The sequence below is a fragment of the Brevibacillus sp. AG genome (assembly GCF_028369215.1).
GTDB lineage: Bacteria > Bacillota > Bacilli > Brevibacillales > Brevibacillaceae > Brevibacillus > Brevibacillus porteri.
This window is the reverse complement of record NZ_JAQMYO010000004.1, coordinates 243,981-264,770: the sequence shown is the minus strand read 5'-3', so window position 1 is coordinate 264,770 and position 20,790 is coordinate 243,981. Positions and strand designations below refer to the sequence as shown.

General features: G+C 47.5%; 15 protein-coding genes. 3 read left to right on the top strand and 12 right to left on the bottom strand.

Features of this window, described 5'->3' with window-relative positions; translation table 11 throughout:
* Positions 1-48 precede the first annotated feature (48 nt).
* The 5 genes from POF51_RS12580 to POF51_RS12560 all read right to left on the bottom strand — a co-directional run bounded on the left by POF51_RS12580 (position 49) and on the right by POF51_RS12560 (position 7,367).
* Complete coding sequence (locus POF51_RS12580) at positions 49-3,960, bottom strand: ABC transporter permease (protein WP_271755456.1); 3,912 nt, start codon at positions 3,958-3,960, stop codon at positions 49-51.
* A 92-nt stretch (positions 3,961-4,052) separates the two neighbouring features.
* Positions 4,053-4,937, bottom strand: coding sequence for an S-layer homology domain-containing protein (locus POF51_RS12575; RefSeq protein ID WP_271755454.1), 885 nt, complete (start codon positions 4,935-4,937; stop codon positions 4,053-4,055).
* A 36-nt stretch (positions 4,938-4,973) separates the two neighbouring features.
* Positions 4,974-5,363 carry a thioredoxin family protein gene (locus tag POF51_RS12570; protein WP_069851216.1) on the bottom strand — a complete coding sequence of 130 codons (390 nt, stop codon included), beginning with the start codon at positions 5,361-5,363 and terminating at the stop codon, positions 4,974-4,976.
* A gap of 185 nt (positions 5,364-5,548) precedes the next feature.
* Positions 5,549-6,079 (bottom strand): YwgA family protein, encoded by a 531-nt coding sequence (locus POF51_RS12565; protein WP_069851095.1) that lies wholly within the window; start codon positions 6,077-6,079, stop codon positions 5,549-5,551.
* A complete protein-coding gene (locus POF51_RS12560; protein WP_015893687.1) occupies positions 6,072-7,367 on the bottom strand; it encodes an HD domain-containing protein in 1,296 nt (431 codons plus the stop codon). The genes POF51_RS12565 and POF51_RS12560 overlap by 8 nt, the downstream gene beginning before the upstream one ends.
* Positions 7,368-7,565: 198 nt before the next feature.
* On the opposite strand from POF51_RS12560, the gene POF51_RS12555 reads away from it, so the two are divergent.
* The gene (locus POF51_RS12555) at positions 7,566-8,417 is read left to right on the top strand and encodes a CPBP family intramembrane glutamic endopeptidase (RefSeq protein ID WP_271755450.1); all 852 of its coding nucleotides are present in this window, start codon (positions 7,566-7,568) and stop codon (positions 8,415-8,417) included.
* A 61-nt stretch (positions 8,418-8,478) separates the two neighbouring features.
* On the opposite strand, the gene POF51_RS12550 is transcribed toward POF51_RS12555, so the two are convergent.
* The 5 genes from POF51_RS12550 to POF51_RS12530 form a co-directional block, all read right to left on the bottom strand.
* Entirely contained in the window at positions 8,479-11,589 is a 3,111-nt protein-coding gene (locus POF51_RS12550; protein WP_069851099.1) for an efflux RND transporter permease subunit, read from the bottom strand.
* Positions 11,586-12,818 (bottom strand): efflux RND transporter periplasmic adaptor subunit, encoded by a 1,233-nt coding sequence (locus POF51_RS12545; protein ID WP_069851101.1) that lies wholly within the window; start codon positions 12,816-12,818, stop codon positions 11,586-11,588. Before POF51_RS12545 ends, POF51_RS12550 begins: the two co-directional genes overlap by 4 nt.
* 32 nt (positions 12,819-12,850) lie before the next feature.
* Positions 12,851-13,477 carry a TetR/AcrR family transcriptional regulator gene (locus POF51_RS12540; protein WP_017252425.1) on the bottom strand — a complete coding sequence of 209 codons (627 nt, stop codon included), beginning with the start codon at positions 13,475-13,477 and terminating at the stop codon, positions 12,851-12,853.
* Between the two features lie 127 nt (positions 13,478-13,604).
* Positions 13,605-14,333, bottom strand: coding sequence for a polymer-forming cytoskeletal protein (locus tag POF51_RS12535; RefSeq protein ID WP_017252426.1), 729 nt, complete (start codon positions 14,331-14,333; stop codon positions 13,605-13,607).
* Positions 14,334-14,347: 14 nt separating this feature from the next.
* On the bottom strand, positions 14,348-14,971 hold the full coding sequence (locus POF51_RS12530) for a YhbD family protein (protein WP_026043397.1): 624 nt from the start codon (positions 14,969-14,971) through the stop codon (positions 14,348-14,350).
* Between the two features lie 139 nt (positions 14,972-15,110).
* On the opposite strand from POF51_RS12530, the gene POF51_RS12525 reads away from it, so the two are divergent.
* A complete protein-coding gene (locus POF51_RS12525) occupies positions 15,111-16,124 on the top strand; it encodes a hypothetical protein (RefSeq protein ID WP_069851103.1) in 1,014 nt (337 codons plus the stop codon).
* Between the two features lie 92 nt (positions 16,125-16,216).
* On the opposite strand, the gene POF51_RS12520 is transcribed toward POF51_RS12525, so the two are convergent.
* Together POF51_RS12520 and POF51_RS12515 are read right to left on the bottom strand one after the other, a co-directional pair.
* Positions 16,217-17,155 (bottom strand): RluA family pseudouridine synthase, encoded by a 939-nt coding sequence (locus POF51_RS12520; protein ID WP_069851105.1) that lies wholly within the window; start codon positions 17,153-17,155, stop codon positions 16,217-16,219.
* Positions 17,156-17,679: 524 nt separating this feature from the next.
* A complete protein-coding gene (locus tag POF51_RS12515) occupies positions 17,680-18,792 on the bottom strand; it encodes an aminopeptidase (protein ID WP_069851107.1) in 1,113 nt (370 codons plus the stop codon).
* A gap of 569 nt (positions 18,793-19,361) precedes the next feature.
* On the opposite strand from POF51_RS12515, the gene POF51_RS12510 reads away from it, so the two are divergent.
* A complete protein-coding gene (locus tag POF51_RS12510) occupies positions 19,362-20,609 on the top strand; it encodes an MDR family MFS transporter (RefSeq protein WP_069851110.1) in 1,248 nt (415 codons plus the stop codon).
* Positions 20,610-20,790 lie beyond the last annotated feature (181 nt).

The window sequence follows — 20,790 nt, the reverse complement described above, 5'->3', positions numbered from 1 at the left end:
TTTTCTAGCTTTACAGTAGAAAAAGACAGAGAGGGGGTGCAAATATTTTTACTGTGTCGTATGGTTGCGGATTCCTTGTCGTTCCCATGCATTTGCAATGATACGGAAAGGTAGTTGATAATCTTTTAGCTCGTGCCCTTGCCCAGAAGCTTTATTTTGATAGGAGAAGCCCTTGTTCACGTCAAAACGAAAGGAAACAGAGTAATAGACAGCGTAGCTCGCATCCTTTTTGAAGCCATGCTGTTTATCCCCCATCAAAGGCGTATCTACCCCCACTTCACGAGTTCCTAGCTTGGAAGCGGAATAAGAAGGTCCTCTCCAGAGCTGGGGGGTCGCTTGTTGCAAGGCTAACAACGACTGTAACGGCGTTTGGCGTAAGCCAGTTTCTGAAATCCACGCCCGCGCAGATGTCACGACAGGAAACTGGTTGCTCACGGGATGGCGGTGTCGATCCTGCAGCTCCACTTGTGTCAAGATTCGCTCCCCCGCATAGTAATCATTTGGCTGGCTGTTTGGATACCGGTCCCTGGCATGATACGCTGCCCATTCGGTTGTATGGCGAATCGAGCCTGTTGCATTCGGCTCAAATACTTCAAAGGAACGCGCTCCCCCTTTTACCGTTATGGTATAGCGTCCTGTCATTGTTTTGGATATGTTCTGTGGTTCACAAACCTCTTCATCTTCGTCGTTCATCGCGCAGTTCTCGTAGGACAGTTCAAAATCGATCTGATAATCCATTACGATGACAAAGCCGTTGATTTCTGCTTTGTACTTTTGCGATTGCAGTACTTGGCGCCAAGTCGTCTGCGTGGGGACAGTGGTTCCTGTGTACACGACCTCTGTGCCTGTAGATGCACTGCTTACCTGCCATTGCATCGGCGCTCCGGGGCCTGTCAGCTTCAGATCAAGCTGCGATGGTGTATACACCGCCATGCTCTTGGCATCTGAAATCCACCCGGGATTCGCAGTGACGGTTACGTTTTTGATATTGTCCCCGCTGACTGAACTCTCCAATTTTGCTTTAAATTGTGTGATTTTCTGATTGATCTCCTGCTCTGTTTTTTGGAAGCCTTCGTTTATTTTCGTCTGATCAATGACCACGCGAATCGTAGCAGGCTCACGTTCCCACACGCCATCTGCATGTAGCGGCAGTTTTTGTAGCTGTCGACCATCACTGTCATAAATCTCTAATCCAATTTCACCGCCATCAAAATCGTCTCCACCACCAGGCGGCTCGGGAACTTCCCCACCAACTATCTTCACTGGCCAAGCCGCACGATTGTCCGTCCAGATCGTCTCATTTTCTGGCATGGATTTCGCAGGGTTGATATGGGCGATGAAATCCTCCGATTTTTGCGGATACTTCGTCGGAACCGTGATCTTACGCACCTCACCCGGCTTGAATTCCTTCACATCCAAGCTGGTTTCCTTCTCTGAGCTAGCCCACCGAACAGCCAATTTCGTATCATGCGTTAATTTCCCGGCATTCTTCACGTTGAATGTAATTGTCGCATCGGTTCCTGCGGCTTGAGGGCTCTTCGGATCAATTTGAAAGCTCGATTTCACAATAAGCAAATTCTCTCCTTCCGGCTTTGGAGTGCCTTTGCCAATTTGCACAAAAAAATGACCGTCGCAGCCATCACTCTGGGTTGAGTAAAATTGCACCTTGTACAGACCTTCTCGAAGAAGATCGTTCCCATCTTCCGGAAAATACACCCAATGTCCATTTGTGGAGGTGTTTGATCCATCCAGTTCTTTTCCATTCCGCTTTCTTTCCCAGTTTCCTGTGGCCGGATCGAACCACCTCATCGAAAAGTGACTATCCTCGGACAAAAACATGTGAAAACGATACCCGTCTGGAATTTCATCTGCTGCTAATTCAATTGTTTCTCCACGTTTAATTTCTTTGCTCCACTTTTGGTTTTTCAGATTAATTTCTACAGACACCAAAATATCCTTGCATTTTTGGTCAGATTCAATGGTGAATCGTACCTCACCCGTGCAGCCCGTCTCGGACTCGAACAGCAGTACAATTTCATCACCAACATCCACAGTGACTGGCAACATGAGCCTGAATGGCTCGTCCGCTGCAAGCTTGTCGGTTAACGCTGTTTTTCCTTCGGGGGTCTTCAAATACCAAGTACCAGATACCTTCGAGGAAAACGATAGATTGGTATCGTAGTGGTTTCCGAGATCAGTAAAGTATTTGAAATATACCGGGTCTGTCAGTGTATATCCTGAACTGGGTGATCCATTCATCAGTTCGCCTTCTGGAGAAAATGGTAGCGGCGGCTCGCTATGTACCAGGAATTTAACCTTTTTTTGGTCCGCTATTGTACAAGAGGCATCTTTTACTACGATCGTGATTTCCCAATTGCAGTCAGGCCGATCCTTCCACTGTGTCCCATCGAAGTTAAGCTTAAGTTTGTACGTTTTTCCTCGCTCAAACTGAACATCATACGGGTCATGAATATTCCCGTACGGAAGTTTTAAGCTGGAGGAATGATAGGATCGCCATCTGCCATTGTCACTTTCCTCGACTGGTAAGGTATAAATTTTTCCGTTTGGAAGTGTTACATCCCACTTGAGCGATGCTTCCTCGCTATCTCCGTATTTGGTTGTGTATTTGGCTCGGAACGTCAGCGTGTCAAACGGCATAATCTCAATCGTTTCACCGTTTCTCACTGCTGATGCAGACAGTGTAACGATGGGGCATGAGCCTTCGCCGTCTGGCGACTTGACTCTCAAATATTTCTCCCAGCATTCGGTTCCATCATCACTGACGTAGACGACTTTTACCCTTCCAGAGCTACCGATGCTTCCTGTCCCGACTTTCCTGTTGCCATTCGCCCCAGGCTTCATATCATAACCATTCATGGTGAACTTCCCCGATTTATTGGCATAGAGAGTGATTTCGGCATTTTTTTCGACAGCAATATCTGAGCCGCCGCTTGCAACAGCATTATGGTCTTTAATATCCTTATCGCCAACGACTTGAATGTTCAGTTTGGTTTTTGTTGATCCGATCGAACAGGCTGGACCTGGATCAGGCTTTTCGGGATCGGGTTTTTCCGGTGGGGTTACATCACCTACTGTGAATTGTGCTGTGTAAGGTGTCGAAACGCTTATGCTGCTTGATCCTTGGCGACTTCTTTGATGCAGGTCAGTGATTGTCAGCGACACCTCATACACGCCTGGCTCGGTAGGCTTATATTCGGTATTTTTATAGGTCCACTTGTAGCCTGGGGGACTACTTGTCTCGTTTACCTTGGGAACGGCGGTACTGGGATCGTTGAATTGTCGATTAGACAAGAAGCTTTTGTATCCACGTCCCGTTGTCTTGTTGATCACGTTTAAAGACCATACAAAAATGCCGCGGTCATAGTAAGAAAAGTCCGTGGCATTTGCATGAATCTCAACTGTTTCGTTGAGGTTGTATTTGGTTTTGTCGGTGGTTATGTTGCCGCTGGGTTGTGGGGTTGTTCGGACATGCCCTACAGATTTATATCCACCATTGCCATCCGGGACAAGGTTGTCTCCTTTTGTATAACCTGCACCACCTGATGCGGCAGCCAATTCTGCGAGGTTGTAGGCTTGGTATGGTGGACTACTATGATTAGTAAGATTAGCAACTTCTTTACTGTACACATTAGTAGAACCACCGAGAATATAATTAGGGTTTCCTCCAAAACGATTGATCCAATAATAAGCCTCGGACTCATCTACGAAGTACCACCCTTTATCTGCATTTTCATCTACATCAGAAAATAACAATACTTTCTGTCCATCAATTCTTCTATCAACCTCTATTTCGGCTATTGACGCCCCCAGTCTTCCAGGTATCGTTTGGATATAAACTGTGTCGAATCCGTTTTTAGGCACAAGTCGCTTGTAGGAATCAATACTGGCGATTTTGATTCCATGTAAATTGGGTGCAGCCTCAGTAGTCGGTGGATGCATACCGATCAATCCTATCAAAAGGCAGAAAGAGAGCACAGAAAAAAGAGCTTTTCTGTGCTTGTACATTTTATTATTCATATTAGTACCCTCAACTAGCGATAGAATTTTTGTGTTCGATTTTCACGGTCAAGCTTAGGGAGTTGGGGATACCAATACCCACCTGCTATTCCTGAGTCTTTTGAGTTGATTACTTCGAAAGAAAGGGAATTCACTGTACTAACAGGAACTGAGAACGACTCATTATTTAAAAATCCATTTCTTCCATCACCGTTAGTGATAAACATTGCTCTAATCAGGAAGTTACCGTCCCCTTTCGGGACTTTTCCGGTAATCTTCCCATTAACTACTTTCAAACTTTTATGAAATTCATCTGCATATTTTTTACCTTGCTCAAGTTGCCATTTATCGAGCCACATAAATTGTAACGTTTCAGCAGCATCACTCCGAAGCACTGGCAAATTCTCGCGGAACTTTGGTTGTCCATTTGGTGCTGGCTTCATCCATCCCCAAGTAACCAACGCACCAGTATTAGTTAGATTCGGGCTTTTTTCACCTCTGTATGGCTTCCACGTATTAAATACAAGCAATGCTGTTTCTTCTTTAGTCAGTAAACGGTTTGGATCAATCTTCACCCCCGCCAAAATCCCCGCCTTCTGCGCCTTCTCATAGCTCATCTTCGCCCAGTGCCCTGCTGGGAGCTGCGGTACGTGTGCTACCTCCTTCAATCCGCGGATGGCTACTAAACTCGCGATAAACTGCCCCTGCGTGATTTGACTATTCGGATAAAAGTTCCACTTGCTATCCAGCCATAAGTATTTCTTCTGTACACCAAAATCAATGGCTGCCTTTGCTGTATGTGAAGCGTAGTCCTTCGCTTGCGCAGCAGCTTTTACCGTATGACTGTCAGCAACTCCAATAAACCCTGCCATTGCTAGTACAGATGCTAGTAGGTATGACATCATTACACGTCTGTTCATGGAATGACCCCCTCTTTACCGGATATTTTACCTATATTATCCATTTTTAGAAAGTGTCTGATTTAGGTTCCTTTGCAAAAAGCTTCGCAACGTATTCTCGGGTACGGCTCCTTCCAGCTTGTCGACCACCTTCCCTTTTTCGACGACAAAAACAGTGGGGGTTGCCTCTGCACCGAGTCGCGACGCTTCATCTAGCTCTTTCTGCTTATGGATATCCAGTCGTTGAATCATTTCCGGTGGATACGCCTTCACAACTCTCTCGAATGTCGGGCCGAACTCCGTACAATATCCGCAGCTATTACTATAGACGTACACCACTCTTACTTCATGGGCACTGGCTGTACCCCACGCACTGATCCCGACGGCAAGCATAACAACACCGAGCGCGATCCACAGCCACCATTGCTTGCTTCTACTCACGTCCATCTCCCTTTCGCTCATCAAAATGTTTCATCCCTATGCACTTGTCAAAGAACGATGCCCGTATTATGCAGCTCCGAACTGAGACAAAAAAATAGCCAGCCCCCTTGGACTGGCTGACATGTATAAAAAAAAGACGTACCACAACTCTTGCAAGTTCGTACGCCGTGCTTGTCCTCGTATGATGTTCCCTATTGCATATGTGCAGTGCCGCCGTCTTCCTTCATCAGCGCACGCAGTTCTTCAACAAACGCCTGCCCCTTTTGAATCTCTTCTTCGGTGTAGCGCTGCTTGCTCTTAAACGTAAAAATTTTGCCCTTCATTTCCTCATAAGGCAGGTGGTTGAAATACAGAATCGTAGAAACCAGCTCGAGAAAACGGGAATTCTCCTCATTCATACGCAAAATCGCACGTTCCCCACTACCGAAGTCAACCTCATGAAACTTGAGAAAATCACGACCGGTTTCGTTCAAAGAGTAACGATACATATGAATGGCACCTTTACTCTCCATTTGCTCATCCAGAAGCCCCATGTTGCACAGCTCATCTACTCTGAGCGTCAGTTCCTCCGAATATGGACCGTACATGTGAAACTCGTAGCGCTCATCGAAATCCATCTCCAGATGTTTTCCTATGTACACCATCTTTTGCAATTTTTTTCGCCCGCTCACTTCGCCGACTATCTCAATCAGGCGTATGATCTTGGCGTGACGATTAAGCATCCTCCATCACTCCCAGACGTTCTCGAATCTTACGGGAGAGATCCCCCGGCAAAGCCATGACTTTATCCAATGGAAAGTACAGCTTGTAATCAAAGCGCCGCTTTCCACTAATGGCCTGTACAATTTCTGACTTCTGTGACAGCTCGACCAGTTCGCCTGAAGGCATTTGGAGCATAATCGGAATGCGCTCCTCTTCTTCTCCGGCACGGTAAAAATCATACGGAAGATCGGAGGTCGTGTCTACCTCCAAATAATACATCGGGTCAATTCCGGCAGATTGAAATAGTTCTTTCAGCTCAGACAGCAAGCGGAAATCCCTCGGATTATATTCGACGTATTTAAAGAGATTCCTGTCCAAAAAACGGGCACACAAATCTTTCAACACGGGGTCTTGCTCTCTGCGCCAGAGCTGCATATAGAAAAGAATAATGGACTCATCAAGCGCCAAATAGTCAGCGAGCTCTACCTTTTCCTGCAAGAAAGGCAGTAGCATGACAGGCTCCTGCATGAACGGATAGCCTTGGGAGAACAAGAGCTTTGCCCGTTGAAAAATTTTGCACAAGATGACTTCGGCACTTCGTGTCACGGGATGGAAATAGACCTGCCAGTACATTTGATAGCGAGACATGATGTAGTCTTCTACAGCATGCATCCCACTGAATTTAAAGACAATACCATCCTCCTGCGGCCGCATGACACGCAAGATTCGTTCAATCTCGAAATTGCCATAATTGACGCCCGTATAGTAGGCATCACGCAGCAAGTAATCCATCCGATCGGCATCTAGCTGGCTGGAAATAAGGCTTACGATCAGTTTATTGTCATATGTCTTATTAATCACTTCTGCCAATTTCTTCGGGAAGCTATCATCAAACCGACGAAGAATTCGGTTGATTTGCGTATCTCCAAGCAAAATGGCGCGCGTCCAATCCTCGTGGTGATACTTGAACACCTTTTCAAACGAATGAGAAAATGGACCGTGGCCCACATCGTGGAGCAAAGCCGCACATAGGCACAGCAGCTTTTCCTCATACGTCAACTGAATTCGGCCTTCGAACGTCTCCAAAATTCTGCGCATCAGTTCATATACACCAAGCGAGTGGTTAAAGCGGCTATGCTCTCCACCATGAAAGGTAAAAAAACTGGTGCCCAGTTGCCTGACTCGGCGCAAACGCTGGAATTCTGCCGAGTTGATCAAATCCCAGATGAATTTGTCACGCACGTGGACGTAGCGGTGGACAGGGTCTTTGAATACCTTTTCTTCATGAAGAAGCTGTGGCTGTTGCATCCTGGACACTCCCTTCCTGTACTGCGTTCTCTCTATTACTGACAGTGAATGTTGATTCTATCATATCATACGTCTGCTACCGTTTCTTGCTCAATCAAACTCTTACAAAAATCTGAAGAATGCCATTTCCATCTAGACCGAGTAAAAGGCATGTAGGATCATATAGAAAAAAATGGTTTGGATGAGAGGTTTTCACAAATGTTGAACAATACATTTCGATACATAACCAAAAGCCCACTTTTACTCCTTTTATTGATGATTATGCTCTTTCTGCCCTTACTCGCCTCCTGGGGGCAGTTTCTCTCCTCAGGTTTTTTGCGGGAAACTGTTTCCGTCTCTCTCCTATTCTGGCCGAAAACCGATTGGAAGGTCGCTGTCCCGCTTCCTGGCTGGCTCATTTTTGGTGTTATCTCGCTGATTTACGCTTGCGGAATCTTATGGCTTGTCCAAAAGAAAAAATTGGTCCAAGCATTTCTGTTCATCCTTGTCGGTCTCTTATTGGCAAAAGCGGCCGGAGGTGTGTTTCAAGCGATTAGCGGATGGTCTACCACGCAGCCAATCGGTACACAGTCACTTGCTGGCAAAGCAAATCTGCTTGTGTTTGCCACCTGGCATAACCCTTTGTGGGAGGAGCTTGTCTTTCGTGGCATCCCGTTTCTCTTGCTAATACTCATTTATCGAAGGAACACAGACCTGCCCACTGGTGCAAGGTGGATCTATCTTCTCATTCCTTCGATGATTTTCGCTTACTATCACGTACCCGGGCATGGTCTAGGGGCTCTTTTTGAATCGTTTCTCATTGGTGTTTTGTGGGCATGGGCAGCACTTCGCTGGGGACTGCTAGCTCCGATCATTCTGCATATTTATGCAGATGCGATGATCATCCCTTCTCTTCCCAAAATGAAAAACATGCCTCTAGAGGAGATTACCTGGCTGGTCAACCACAGCATGCTGCTACAGTCGATCTGGGCTTTATGTGTACTCGTTTTTCTCATACTGGTTCTTGCTCTTTTGATAATCGGCTGGCGAAAAGCAAGAAAAGCTTATTAAAACAAACAGCGGCATACTCCTGAACGAAATGAATCGGAGAGTTTGCCGCTGTTGCATGTCATTACAATGTTTCTGCCTCAGGCCCATACAAATCAGGGCGTTTCGCGGCTTTTTTCGCCAGCTTTTTGATCTTGTGCTGCGTAAGAACCGTATAGAAGGACGGTACGACGATCAAGGTCAAAAGTGTCGAGAACGCCAAGCCGGAAATAATGGTGACCGCAAGCGGTTTGAACAAAACGTCACCCGAAATAGCTAACGGCATCATACCTGCAATCGCTGTAAGCGAGGTCAAAAGAATAGGCCGTAGTCGTGCCTCACACGCAGAAATAACCGCCTGCTTCAGCTCCATGCCTGTATGACGTGCCTCCTCGATGAACTCGATCAAAACAATCCCGTTACGCACCACGATGCCCGCCAACGCAATAATCCCCATCATTGTCATAAAGCCAAGTGGCGTCTGGGTCACGAACAAGCCGATCAAGCTCCCCGATACAGCAAGGTAAATCGTACTGGTAACTAGTACAGGAATGGTCAAGGAATAGAATTGCATCGCGATCAAAATCAGGATCAAGAAAACCACAAGAATCGAAAGTTTGCCCATGTCGATAAAAATATCAGTCTGCTCGGAAGTCTCGCCGCCAATCTCATAGCGGTATCCTTCAGGCAAGGACATACTATCGAGCATCGGCTTGATCTCTGCCATTACGTCTGTAGCCGTTCTACCTTTCAGATCACTGGTAACCGTCACGCTCCGCGACAAATCGCGATGCGGGATCGTCTGTGTACTGAAAGTCGGTTTTACTTCCGCGAGCTGTGACAACGGAATCAGCTCTCCACGTGCATTGGCGATGCTGAGCCGCTGGAACAGCAATGCAGGGTCTTCCTCTCCTTTTTGCAAGAACAGCTTCATATCTATCAGGTCTGAGCCCGTATCAAACTCACTGACGGTAATGCCTTCGCTCACCAGACGCAATGTCGTGGACAAGTCCGTGTAGTTGACGAGCTTTTGCTCCATTAGCTCTTTATTGACGACAAATTCCAAGGTGTAGCGTTCTACCCCGAAATCGTCTTGCACATTGTACGTTCCCTCTAATCCGGCAACCTTTTCTTTTGCTTGTGCAGAAAGAGAGCGAAGCGTCTCAATATCCTCTCCATAAAAACGGATCACGACTGGTTTTCCAACCGGAGGACCTGCCTCCAACTGCTTCGTCAAGATACTCGCTTCCGGATACAGCTTTTTGAATTCCTCTGTCCACGGCTCCAGCATGTTCTCGAGATGGGTCTCTTTTTCATTATAACGAACCACTAGCTGTCCGACGGTAATGCCGCTTCCGGCAGCTGTATCTCCGCCGAACATTTTCGGTGCACTGCCTCCCGCGTACGCAGATACTGTCTCGATGCCAGGCTGCTTCAACACCCAGTCTGCCGTCCCACGCACCACTCGGTCTGTTTCCTCCAGACTGTTGCCCACGGGGAGACGGATATCGATGAGAAACTGCGGGCGATCATCGTTCGGGAATAATTCCACTGGAGTGAGCGGTATCAATCCATATGCTGCCGTTCCAATCAATACGCCAATCATTCCTGCCAAGAGCGGTCGCTTCAAAATTTTCGGCATGAACTTGCTCGCATACCACTTGGTCAGCTGCAACAATTGTTTCCCCAACAGTCCAGCGGGCTTACGATACCCTTCTACGCCAGCCTTTCTACGTTGCTCATACCATTGGCGAAAGATCGGGATGATCGTCAGCGACATGACCATCGACGCCAGCATCGTCATCGAAATAATGACGGGAACCGGACGAATGAACTGCCCGACGTTGCCGCTCAAAAACATCAAGGGCGCAAACGACGCAATCGTAGCCAGCGTAGCAGTCGTGATCGATATCGATACTTCCTTGGCACCATGAACCGCCGCAGCCATCGGTTTTTCACCCAGGACAGACAGTCTCCGCTCAATATTGTCATTGACTACCACAGCGTCATCGACCAAGATCCCCAGCACAATAATCAAGGAAACGATCGAGATCATATTGAGTGAAATACCCAGGGATGGTAGGAACATAAGCCCCACAGCCAAGGAAATCGGAATCGCCATCGCTACTACCAATGAAGTGATCAGGTTCAATCCGAGTGCACACACCACCAAAACAGCGACGATGGCAATCATCATTTCTCGGGTCAGGTCGCTAAAAAGCTCATCGACACGTTCATTTTGACTGTAAATCGAGTGTCTCTCGGCCCCTGCCGGAAGTGTTTTATCCAGAGTCACCATCATCTCGTCTACACGCTTCTGCAAAGACGGCACATCACTTCCTGTCTCTGCATTGACGCTGATCGTGATCGAAGGCTTCCCATTGAAATACGAAGTCGTTTTCACCGTCTCCGTCGTCATTTTGACCGATCCGATGTCCTTCAGATAGATCGGGAAGCCCTCTTTTGAACGAGAGATAATGACTTTATTCAGTTCTTCGACATCTGTATTTTCCGCCAGCTTAAGCTGGTAGGTCCGTTTTTCTGTGGTCAGGTCGCCAAGCGGGATTTTTTCATTTTCCTTTTTGACAGCCATCATCACCTGACTCCACGTGATCCCGTACTGGCTCAGCTTTTGCGTATCAACCTCGATGTGGACCTCCTGCTCCGGTAGACCCTCCACCAGTACATCCGCTACGTTCGGAATGGTGCGCAGCTGTTCTTTCCACGATTTCAGCATGGTACGCATGCTGTACAATTCCTCACGCGTGTTAGCGGTGACCGCAAACGATTGGACAAACGTACGATTCAAATCATCATTGATGATCGGTTGTTTCGCATCCGCTGGCAGATCAGCCTCTGCGTCCTTTACCTTCTTCCGCAATTCATCCCATTTTTGCTTCGGGTCTACGTCACTCTTTGCTTCCACCATGATAAAAGAGACTCCGAGGGAAGATGAGGATGATATATAGTTAAGTCCCTGTAATTCATTGATTTTTTCTTCCAGCTTTTTCGTAACAGCCTGCTCGACCTTTTCCGGCGAAGCTCCCGGGTAAACCGTCGTGATCGTCGCCATGTTGACGATAATATCCGGCATCTCTTGCTTGGGTAGCTGAAAAAAGCTCAGGGAGCCTACAAGAGCAATCATGCTGAAAAACAGAAGCGTGATTTTGCGCTTTTGTACGATGTACTTGATCACGGTTGTGTACCTCCTGCCGCCTCGATTGGATCACCGTCAAACAAACGGTCCACCCCTTTGACGATCAGTTGGTCTCCTTCTTTTAATCCGTTCTTGATCTCGAGCTTGTCACTTACAATCTGCCCGATGACTACGCTTGTTTTGACAGCCTTACTGCCTGCATTGACGAAGACATGCGCGTCATCTTTTCCTCTGCTGATGACTGCTTCCACTGGTACGTAGACACCTTCCTGCCCCGTTACCGTTTTGGTCGCTTTCACCACCTGACCGGCAAACCAGTCACGAGCTTGGTTGGCGATTTGGACCTCTACACCAATCGTTCCGGTATTTTGGTTCGTGGCAGGAAATATTTTGGTCACTTTGCCATCCCGTTTTTGACCATACAGGTCTAAGGAGATCGTCTCGCCTACTTTCCATGCCGAAATCTCTCGGTCAGGAACGGGCAATACGACTTTTAATGTGTCGATGTTGCCGACTTGATAGACGGGGGTACCTGAACCAACCAAATTGCCAGCAGACGAGAGCTTGGCGATGATCGTCCCGTTAATCGGCGAACGGAGCTGTGTTTTGGCAAGCGTATTGGCTGCCACTTCTTTGGCAATGACGGACTGATTATAAACAGCCTGGCTCAACTGTTTGTCTTCCACACGAGCGCCTTGGGTAACTAGCGAATAGGACTGCTGTGCGTTTTGCAAATCCTTTTGCGCAATCGTCAGTCCATTTTGTGCACTTTCATACTCGCTTTTGGAGATGGCGTTTTGTTGGTAGAGCTTTTCAATCCGGTTGAAATCATCCTGCATTTTTTGCAAAGCGACTGTTGCCTTCTCCACCAACAATCGCGCCTGCGTCACTTCTTGCTCTCTCGCCCCATTCGTTACCTTGCTAAGATTTGCCGCACTCTGCTGCATAGCAGCGTTTGAAGAGGCGACTTGGAGCGAGTAATCCTGGGCGTTCACACGGGCGAGCACATCTCCCGCTTTGACTGTGTCTCCTTCTTTACGGTTCATCTCCACGATACGACCGCCTACTTCAAAAGAGACGAGTGCTTCCTCCAAAGGAGCCAGCGTACCAGACAACTCCGTGACGGTAACAGCCTGCTCCTTCTTCACTTGTGCAACGACGACATGCTTCATTTCCTTCTGGGGTGCCGAAGCAGGCTGTTGCTCGCTGCAAGCCGTCGTTGCCAATAGTCCGATCATCATTACAGATACAAGCCATCTTCTCTTCATGACTTCCTCCGCCCCTATGTAGCTATGCTGTTTTATTTGAATCCCTTGATGCCTTGTAGCAAGATTTCAGAAGCATTTTCAAAAAGCTCTTCTTCTACCATTTCGAGATCGAGATTGACCCGATACTTCGCCATAAAGGCATAGAAGAAAGTAGAGACGAACATAAGAGCTGCCGTGAACGGATCTACCTTTGGCAAATGCCCTTGCTCCTGAAACGCTAGGAGCTTGTTGGACAATACCTCGACTGCGGTCATTGGCAGGCTGCTGAACATCTGCACGACTTCCGGGTGGTTATCCGCTTCAATCATGCAGATCATGAAAATTTCTTTGCGCTCGACCAATAAGCCGTAATACGTGCGTGCGTAGCTGACTAGCATTTGCTTGAGATCAGAAAACTCGCCTTGCAACCCTTGCTCCAGCTGCTCCCGGACATCCATGATTTCTTTTAGGAGTTCTGTCAAGATGCCTACCTTGTTCTTGAAATGACGAAATACCGTCACCTCGTTAACCCCTGCAAGCTCAGAGATCTTGCGTGTAGTCGCTCCCTTGTATCCCTTTTGTGCCATTAGCTGACGTGCGGCTGATAAAATTCGCTCACGGGTTTCCTGTTCCTCTTCGCCTCTCCCCCCCAGCTTCTGTTCTATATCTGGGTGATCCATAAAGCACCTCCGTGCCAAGCAAGCAATTACTTGCATTTTCATTTTTTTCCAAACTCATTATATAAAGGAACTGCATGCATGTAAATACTTGCATGCAGTTCCGAATGTTAATTTTTCCTTGTCAGCCTTACCGTTGTGTCTTCGTCTTAATCTGCGAGCTTGGGTCTTGCTTGCATTCTGTGCTGTATTCGACCAGATCGATTTCGCAGTCGGGCCCAATCTCGATCTTGTTGCCGCGAACGACCTTGGCCTTTGTGTTTTCCAGATAGATTTCGTCTCCTTCAATCGTCTCTACAGACAAGGTATTGTTGAGAAAATGCTTCAACAACTTGCCCAAGGTGCTATTCCCTGTTCGGCGCACCTCGATGTGCTCTCCACCCATTTCTTTTGCCTCACAGCCGCCATGCAAAAGCACCTCGATTCGCCCCGCATTCAGCAGTCCTCCGATACTAAACGCACCGTTTGCCCGGAACACTTCCGCTTCGCAATCCCCTGCGGTTTTCAATGACCCGAGAACCTTTACGTCCTCGCCTGCCATATTGCCCTGTACCTTGACGTTGCCACCTACTTTTAGACTCGTAAAATTCAAATCGTCCGCAACATCAAGTTGACCATATACGGATAACGTATCCATTTTCACTTTGCCTTTAATCGACGCGTTGCCCTCCACTCTTGCCGAAGAGCCAATGAGATCTCCCGTGATACTGACATGTCCTGCACAATGAAGCGACTCGCACTCTACGTCGCCATTGATCTTGCCGTAACCTTGCACATCTACTTTGTTGTATACGCCACCCGTAGCATTCACTGCCCCATGAAAGATCAAATCTGTTTTGTTATTGTTCTCGTTCTGCATGGTATGGTCTCCCCCTACATAAATTTTGCTTTTAATTCTTCGATGCAATTGGCGAAAATGAGCCGCGTCACTACCTTTACACCGTTATCAAAATACATTTCGGTAGAGCCAGATACCAACACGAACGTGGAAATCCCCATCTTGCGCATAAAAATCAGCTCACAAGGCTTCCCATCGAACTTGGGATAGTGGCTAGCCAGTACCTGCAGCAATCCGCCGCCTTCTTCTACAGTTAAGTCTCCTGCTGCCAAAAGTTTTTCCAACACATAGGCGTATAGTGCCTGCTGGAAGGTAAAAGTCCTTAGGCTTCCGAGAAAAACGTTGAACACTTCTAAAGAGGTAACAGAAACAATGTTTCGTGCCAATAGTTCATCTGCGGACAACGACGTTTCACTCATATTTGGTGAAAACATGTCCGCCAATTCATCCAGCGACAAGTCGTCTTTCATGTTCAGGATCTTGTCGATTCGAGCTAAAATCTGTTCGCGCGGGAAAAAGGTTTCTTGCCCTGTAAAAGTCGCTCGGCGAATGAACCACTCCTCTGGAATCAAGTTCTTTCGTTTCCAACGGTATAACTGTCCGTACGAAATGCCTGTCAGCTCCAGCAGGTCCTTCTTCGAGATTACATTTGTGTCCAAGTGAAGCACCTCCAAAAACAATGTAACATAACACTGTTACGTTATTCAACTACAGACTGTTTGACACTCGGGTGACTGTCACAAAATCCCTTTAGCTGGATCAAATAAGTGATTTGAATGCAGAAAGGAAGCATGACATATGAAAAAACAAACACTAGTGGTTACAAGTATGATGGCATTGCTGTTATCCGTTGCATCTCCGCTTACAAACACACAAGCGCCAGCATACGCAGCTGGTCAGGCACCAGCAGTAAAGCCAGAAATGAAAACCCTCGCTCAGTTAGACAAAAATGTCGTAGAAGCGGCGAAACAAGCGATGCAAAAACAGGCGGGCGGCGTGCTGATCGAACTGGACGAGATTAGAGGAGAAACGGCAGATTGCTGGGTAATTGCGGCAAAAAACAACAGAGGTGAGGTGCTCGTTACCAAGCAGGAGGGAAAGGTTGCATCCGTATCCGTGAAATTAAAATTTAGCGAAGTGCCTGCTGATTTGCAAAATACTGTTACGAGCACGTTAAAAGGAATGGATAATCAGCATGCCTTTACGATTGATTGGGTAGAACGAATCAACTGGGATAAAAAAAACGTTTGGCTGTTCAAAGGGCAAAATGCATCGGTTATCATCGACGCTGCGACTGGGAAGGTCAACGCTGCGACATTGAATTATACAAACAAGCAAATGAAACCCAAAGTGATCGATACAGTGCAAAAGGCGCTAAAGTCACTTTCCAACGGCAAAGCATCGGCGCTGCTCCCTGACGTAACACTGGTGAAAGAATCGCAAGAACGCCTGGATCAAGCATGGAATTTTATGGATATCGAACGGAAATACAGGATCGTCATAGGGGCGAAAACAGGGAAAGTAGTGGCAGCGACCATGATCAGCGAGTTCAGAGATGGGAACTATACCGCGGACGAAGATATTCCCAAGGTGTTTGCCAAACCGTTCTTTACAAAAGAAAGGGCGATTGCTGCTGCCAACCCGATGATGAAAAAGGTTTTTAACCTCGATCTGACCGGATACAATGTTTCGTCCAAATATAACGTATATACGTTTACGAAAAAGGGGAAACCGACTATTACGGCATCGATCAACCATAAAGGAGTCTTCTATGATTTCGCCGTTACGCCGGAAAACGGCTTGATCAACTAGGGATGCTCTAAGATATTGGGGCACAATCCACCTTTACCAAATACACCAATGAAACCACCTATTGAAAGGTGGTTTCAGCGTGTTGGCCGTTCTTATGTAAATTCTGCTTGCATCAAGCGTTTCAGATCAGTTGGTATTGGTGCCTCGACTACAATCTCTTTTTCGAGAAGCGGATGCAAAAAAGACAACTTGGAAGCATGCAGAGCCTGTCGGCGTAACAAGCCTCTCGCTCCCCCGTACATCGTATCGCCAGCAAGCGGGTGTCCAATGTGGGCAAAGTGAACGCGAATTTGATGGGTACGACCCGTTTCCAGCCAGACGCGTGCGAGCGTCATTCCCTCAGAGGTCTGTTGTACCTCGTAATGCGTGATGGCAGGATCGCCACTCTCCACGACACGGCGCTTCGTAGGATGACGCGCATCTCGGCCGATTGGCGCATCAATCGTTCCAGCTCCCTCTGACAGCACCCCACTGGCAACCGCAAGATACTCGCGATGAATGCCTCCTTCGCGTAGTAGCCTGTCAGCCAATTGATGACCATAGCTGCTTTTGGCTACGAGAATAGCTCCTGATGTATCTTTATCCAGCCGATGCACAGGATGTACACTCGTCTGCTCACCCCTTGCCGCCAGTACGGCAGCGAGTGCATGTACCAGTGTGTCGGTCTCCTGTTTAATCGGGTGCACCATCATGCCTGCCGGTTTGTTTGCAATCAAGAGATGATCGTCCTCGTACAAAATATCGATGGACGGCATTGGTGTAATCGGTCCCTCGGGCTTCGTATCATGCTGGGGCTGCCCAGGCGCTTGCGATTGCTCTTGCCTCTCGATGACACGAACCGCGATTGTATCTCCTGCTTTTACTTGTCTTTGCAGGAAGGGCTGCTTGCGATTGAGTAAAATCCCCTTGCTTCTCGTCAGCCGCTGCATCATACGACCCGACACGTTGAGCTTTTGCCGGACGATTTGTTCTACGTTCATTCCCGTGTCCTGTTCACTGACGATGTATTCGATCCAATCTTTGCGGCTCACGTCTAATCCCTCTGTTCCATGCTTTTTTCTTATTGTAGCAAAAGGATGCCAGAGATGCTCGTCTGTAGTGGTCATCTAACGTTTGTGGTCGGGAGAAGCACTGTCACATGTCTTCCAGTCGCCTGTATCCTCTCTTCGTTCGGGCGGTCTCCTTCCAGACATGTGACAGTGCTTACGGACAGCTTGTGTTTACTTCGTGCTTTTAGAGCGTTTTGTTTGATATTCAGGGGGAGTTTATATGGTGAAACTAAAGCTACGTAGGAAGAAGCGCATTTCCAGTCCAAGCGCCTCTGGAGCCCAACCCAGCTCCGGAATAAATGGCGGGGGTTTTCAGCTTCACTTATGAAACCCTTCCTCGAAACTTCTACGTTTGAAGCGCTCCCGCCATTTATTCCGGAGCGGGCAGTCAATCCCCATTGCGGGGCGTAGGCCGAAGCGTAGACTGGAAATGCGCTTCTTCCCTCATCGACAGCTACGTTAAAATGTGAAAAAACCACCATGCTAAGCATGATGGCCCTGTTAACTTACCCTTTTAAGTTTTCCGGATTGAGTCCTTGCAGCTCTGGCAAAACGAACAAACCGTCTTTGCGAATCAGCACATCATCAAACCAGATTTCTCCGCCGCCATACTCGGGACGTTGGATGTTTACCATATCCCAGTGGATTTGGCTGCGGTTGCCGTTATCTGCGTTGTCGTATGCACGTCCTGGTGTGAAGTGGAAGCTGCCCGCAATTTTTTCATCGAACAAGATATCATTCATTGGGTGCAGGATGTACGGATGCACACCAATTGCGAATTCCCCGATGTAGCGCGCTCCTTCGTCCGTATCGAAAATTTGGTTGAGTCTCTCGGTGTTGTTAGAAGTCGCCTCGACGATTTTTCCGTCTACAAACTTCAGGCACACATTTTCAAATTTCGTGCCCATGTAGCTTGTTGCTGCGTTGTACGTAATGGTTCCATTCACGGAGTTACGCACTGGGGCTGTAAAAATCTCGCCGTCTGGAATGTTGCGAAGCCCGGAGCAAATGATACTAGGGATGTCCTTGATTGAAAATTGAAGATCTGTTCCAGGTCCAACAAGACGCACTTTGTCCGTGCGATCCATCAATTGCTGCAAAGGCAAAAAGGCTTCGTGCATCTTTTTATAGTCAACGGAACATACGTCAAAATAAAAATCTTCAAAAGCTACTGTAGACATGTTGGCATTTTGCGCCAAAGCCGTGGTCGGGTAGTTGAGCAGTGTCCAACGTACATTGTTGGTCAGGTAGTCATTCAATTCTTGCATCACACTTTGGTGTGCACGACGACGCTCTACCGGGACATCGGCCATCTCACTGTCGTTGGACGGACCATTGATGACGATATATGTATCCAAATCTTTGTACATTGGCTCTTCCCATCTCGCCAAATGAGTCGCACGCTCTGCACTTGCACCGAGCATCAGCTCACGTTGGATAGACGGGTCAATAATCCGTACGAACGGATAAGCTCCCAAGTCATACGCCTGCTTAACCAATTCTTTTGCCAAAGCGTGACCCTCGCCACGAACTTCAATCAACAAGCTTTCTTTTTCCTTCAGGCGTACAGAATGGCTCAGCAAATTTGTAGCCAGCTTAACGATGCGTGCATCCAGCATGCGATATCCCCCACATTCCTAACATGATTGGTTATTGTTAAAAAATATTTTACCGAATGAAGGTACCTTTTTCAATTCTCGATGTTCTTGGTACTATTCAAAAAAAACCAAAAAATTATCTTGCATAAATTCGACTCTTTCGAGTATTCTAATCAACAAGAGTTTACCTATGTAAAAATTTTGAAAGACGGGAGTGCTGAGTTCATGGTGTTTTCTGTAGTTATCTTCGCTTAGGTGGGGCCTCTGCTAAGGGGCACTGCCTCTTACAACCCTATCAAAAGCTAGAAGCTGCAGGATGCCTGAACCGCTTCCGTCTTTTTCCCGATATGAATTGCGGGCCATGTTCTTGGGTGAACAGTCGGTTTACTGTACCTAAAATTAAAGGTATATAACCGTCTCTCTTTTGTACCCCATTGAACTGGTTATTTCCCGCCACCCTTGTATCGTTTGATAAAGCGCAAGCGGAAGAGCATTGTCTCTACCCCGTTTGCGCTTTTTTACGTGGAATTTTTCCAAGAAGAGAATCGAGGTCAAAGCACCTGCAGAAATAGAATGGAGGAATTCGTGTTATGATTTGGCGTTCGTGGGATCTTAACTTGAAGGTACGTCTCTTTGGTGAATTGATTACGCACACCTTCTTTTGGATGTACTTTCCGTTTATGGCGATTTATTTTAGCGATACGTTTGGGAAGGATGTAGCGGGTCTTCTGTTGATGGTACCACCGCTGCTCGGGATGCTGTCCAACCTGTTTGGCGGATATTTGGCTGACCGGGTAGGTCGCAGGTTCACGATGCTGCTCTCGCTCTGTACATCGACCGTGATGTTCGCCCTGTTTGCTTTCTCCCCGTCCCCTTGGGTCGACTATATTGCCTTCATCGGGATCGGGATCGCTGGGGCTCTCTATTGGCCTGCCAGCTCCGCCATGGTGGCTGATTTGACCACAGAAGAAGATCGAAGAATTGTATTTGCTACCTTTTACACAGCGATGAACATCGGGGTGGTTGCGGGTCCCGTACTGGGTTCTGTCTTTTTTGTTCATTACCGCCCGCAGCTGTTAATGTTCTGTACCATCGTTGAGTTGCTTTTTGCGATTGCCGTCTTTTTCCTGATCAAAGAAACGCTGCCTGAACACGTCCGTCAGGAGAAGGCAAAGGAGCGTTTTTCCCTGATTCAGCAATTCAAGAGTTACGCCATTATTTTCCGAGATAAAGCATTTGCCCTGTACATTGGCGCAGGGATTTTGATCGCCATTGGATTCATGCAGTTGGACATTTACATGGCGTTGTATGTCAAAGAGCATGTTATGCAGCAGCCATTATTTTCGTGGGGCAATTGGACTTATTCTGTCGGCGGAACCAGCGCATTCGGCTGGCTCATGGCTTTAAATGGTTTTTTGGTGGTTCTGTTTACACTGCCGGTCACACGCTGGTTTGAAAACTGGAGCGATCGCAACAGCCTCGTCATCTCCTCCATCTTATTCGGTCTCGGCCTGTTCTTGATGGCCTTTACGACGAATATCTGGCTCCTGTTCGGCTGTATGGCGATTTTGACATTCGGCGAGCTGATGCGCACACCAGTCGCCCAGAGCTTCATCAGTAAATACTCGCCGGAGGATGCGCGCGGTCAGTACATGGGAGCTTCTTCGCTCCAGTTCTCCATTGGTCGCTTCTTCGCTCCCCTGACGATCGGACTATCCCAATGGCTCGCACCTATTGGTGTATTCGGTGTCATCCTGGGCTTTACCTTAGTCAGTGCCTATCTGTATATCATTTTGTTCCGGATGATTGGTGCCAAAGAAGTTAGCAAGAGTAGCTAGAGTAGAGCATATCGTTCTACCAAATCTCCTCCTCTCATATAAATGAGTCATAGATAGCTTGACCAGGAGGGGCATCGTTCTCTTGGGAGCTGTCTCTTACTGAACCCTGGTAGTGCCAAGCTTTTTCGTGAAAGACCTGCTCCCGGTCATAGCGTCATAGGTCAAACCACACTCGATCCCA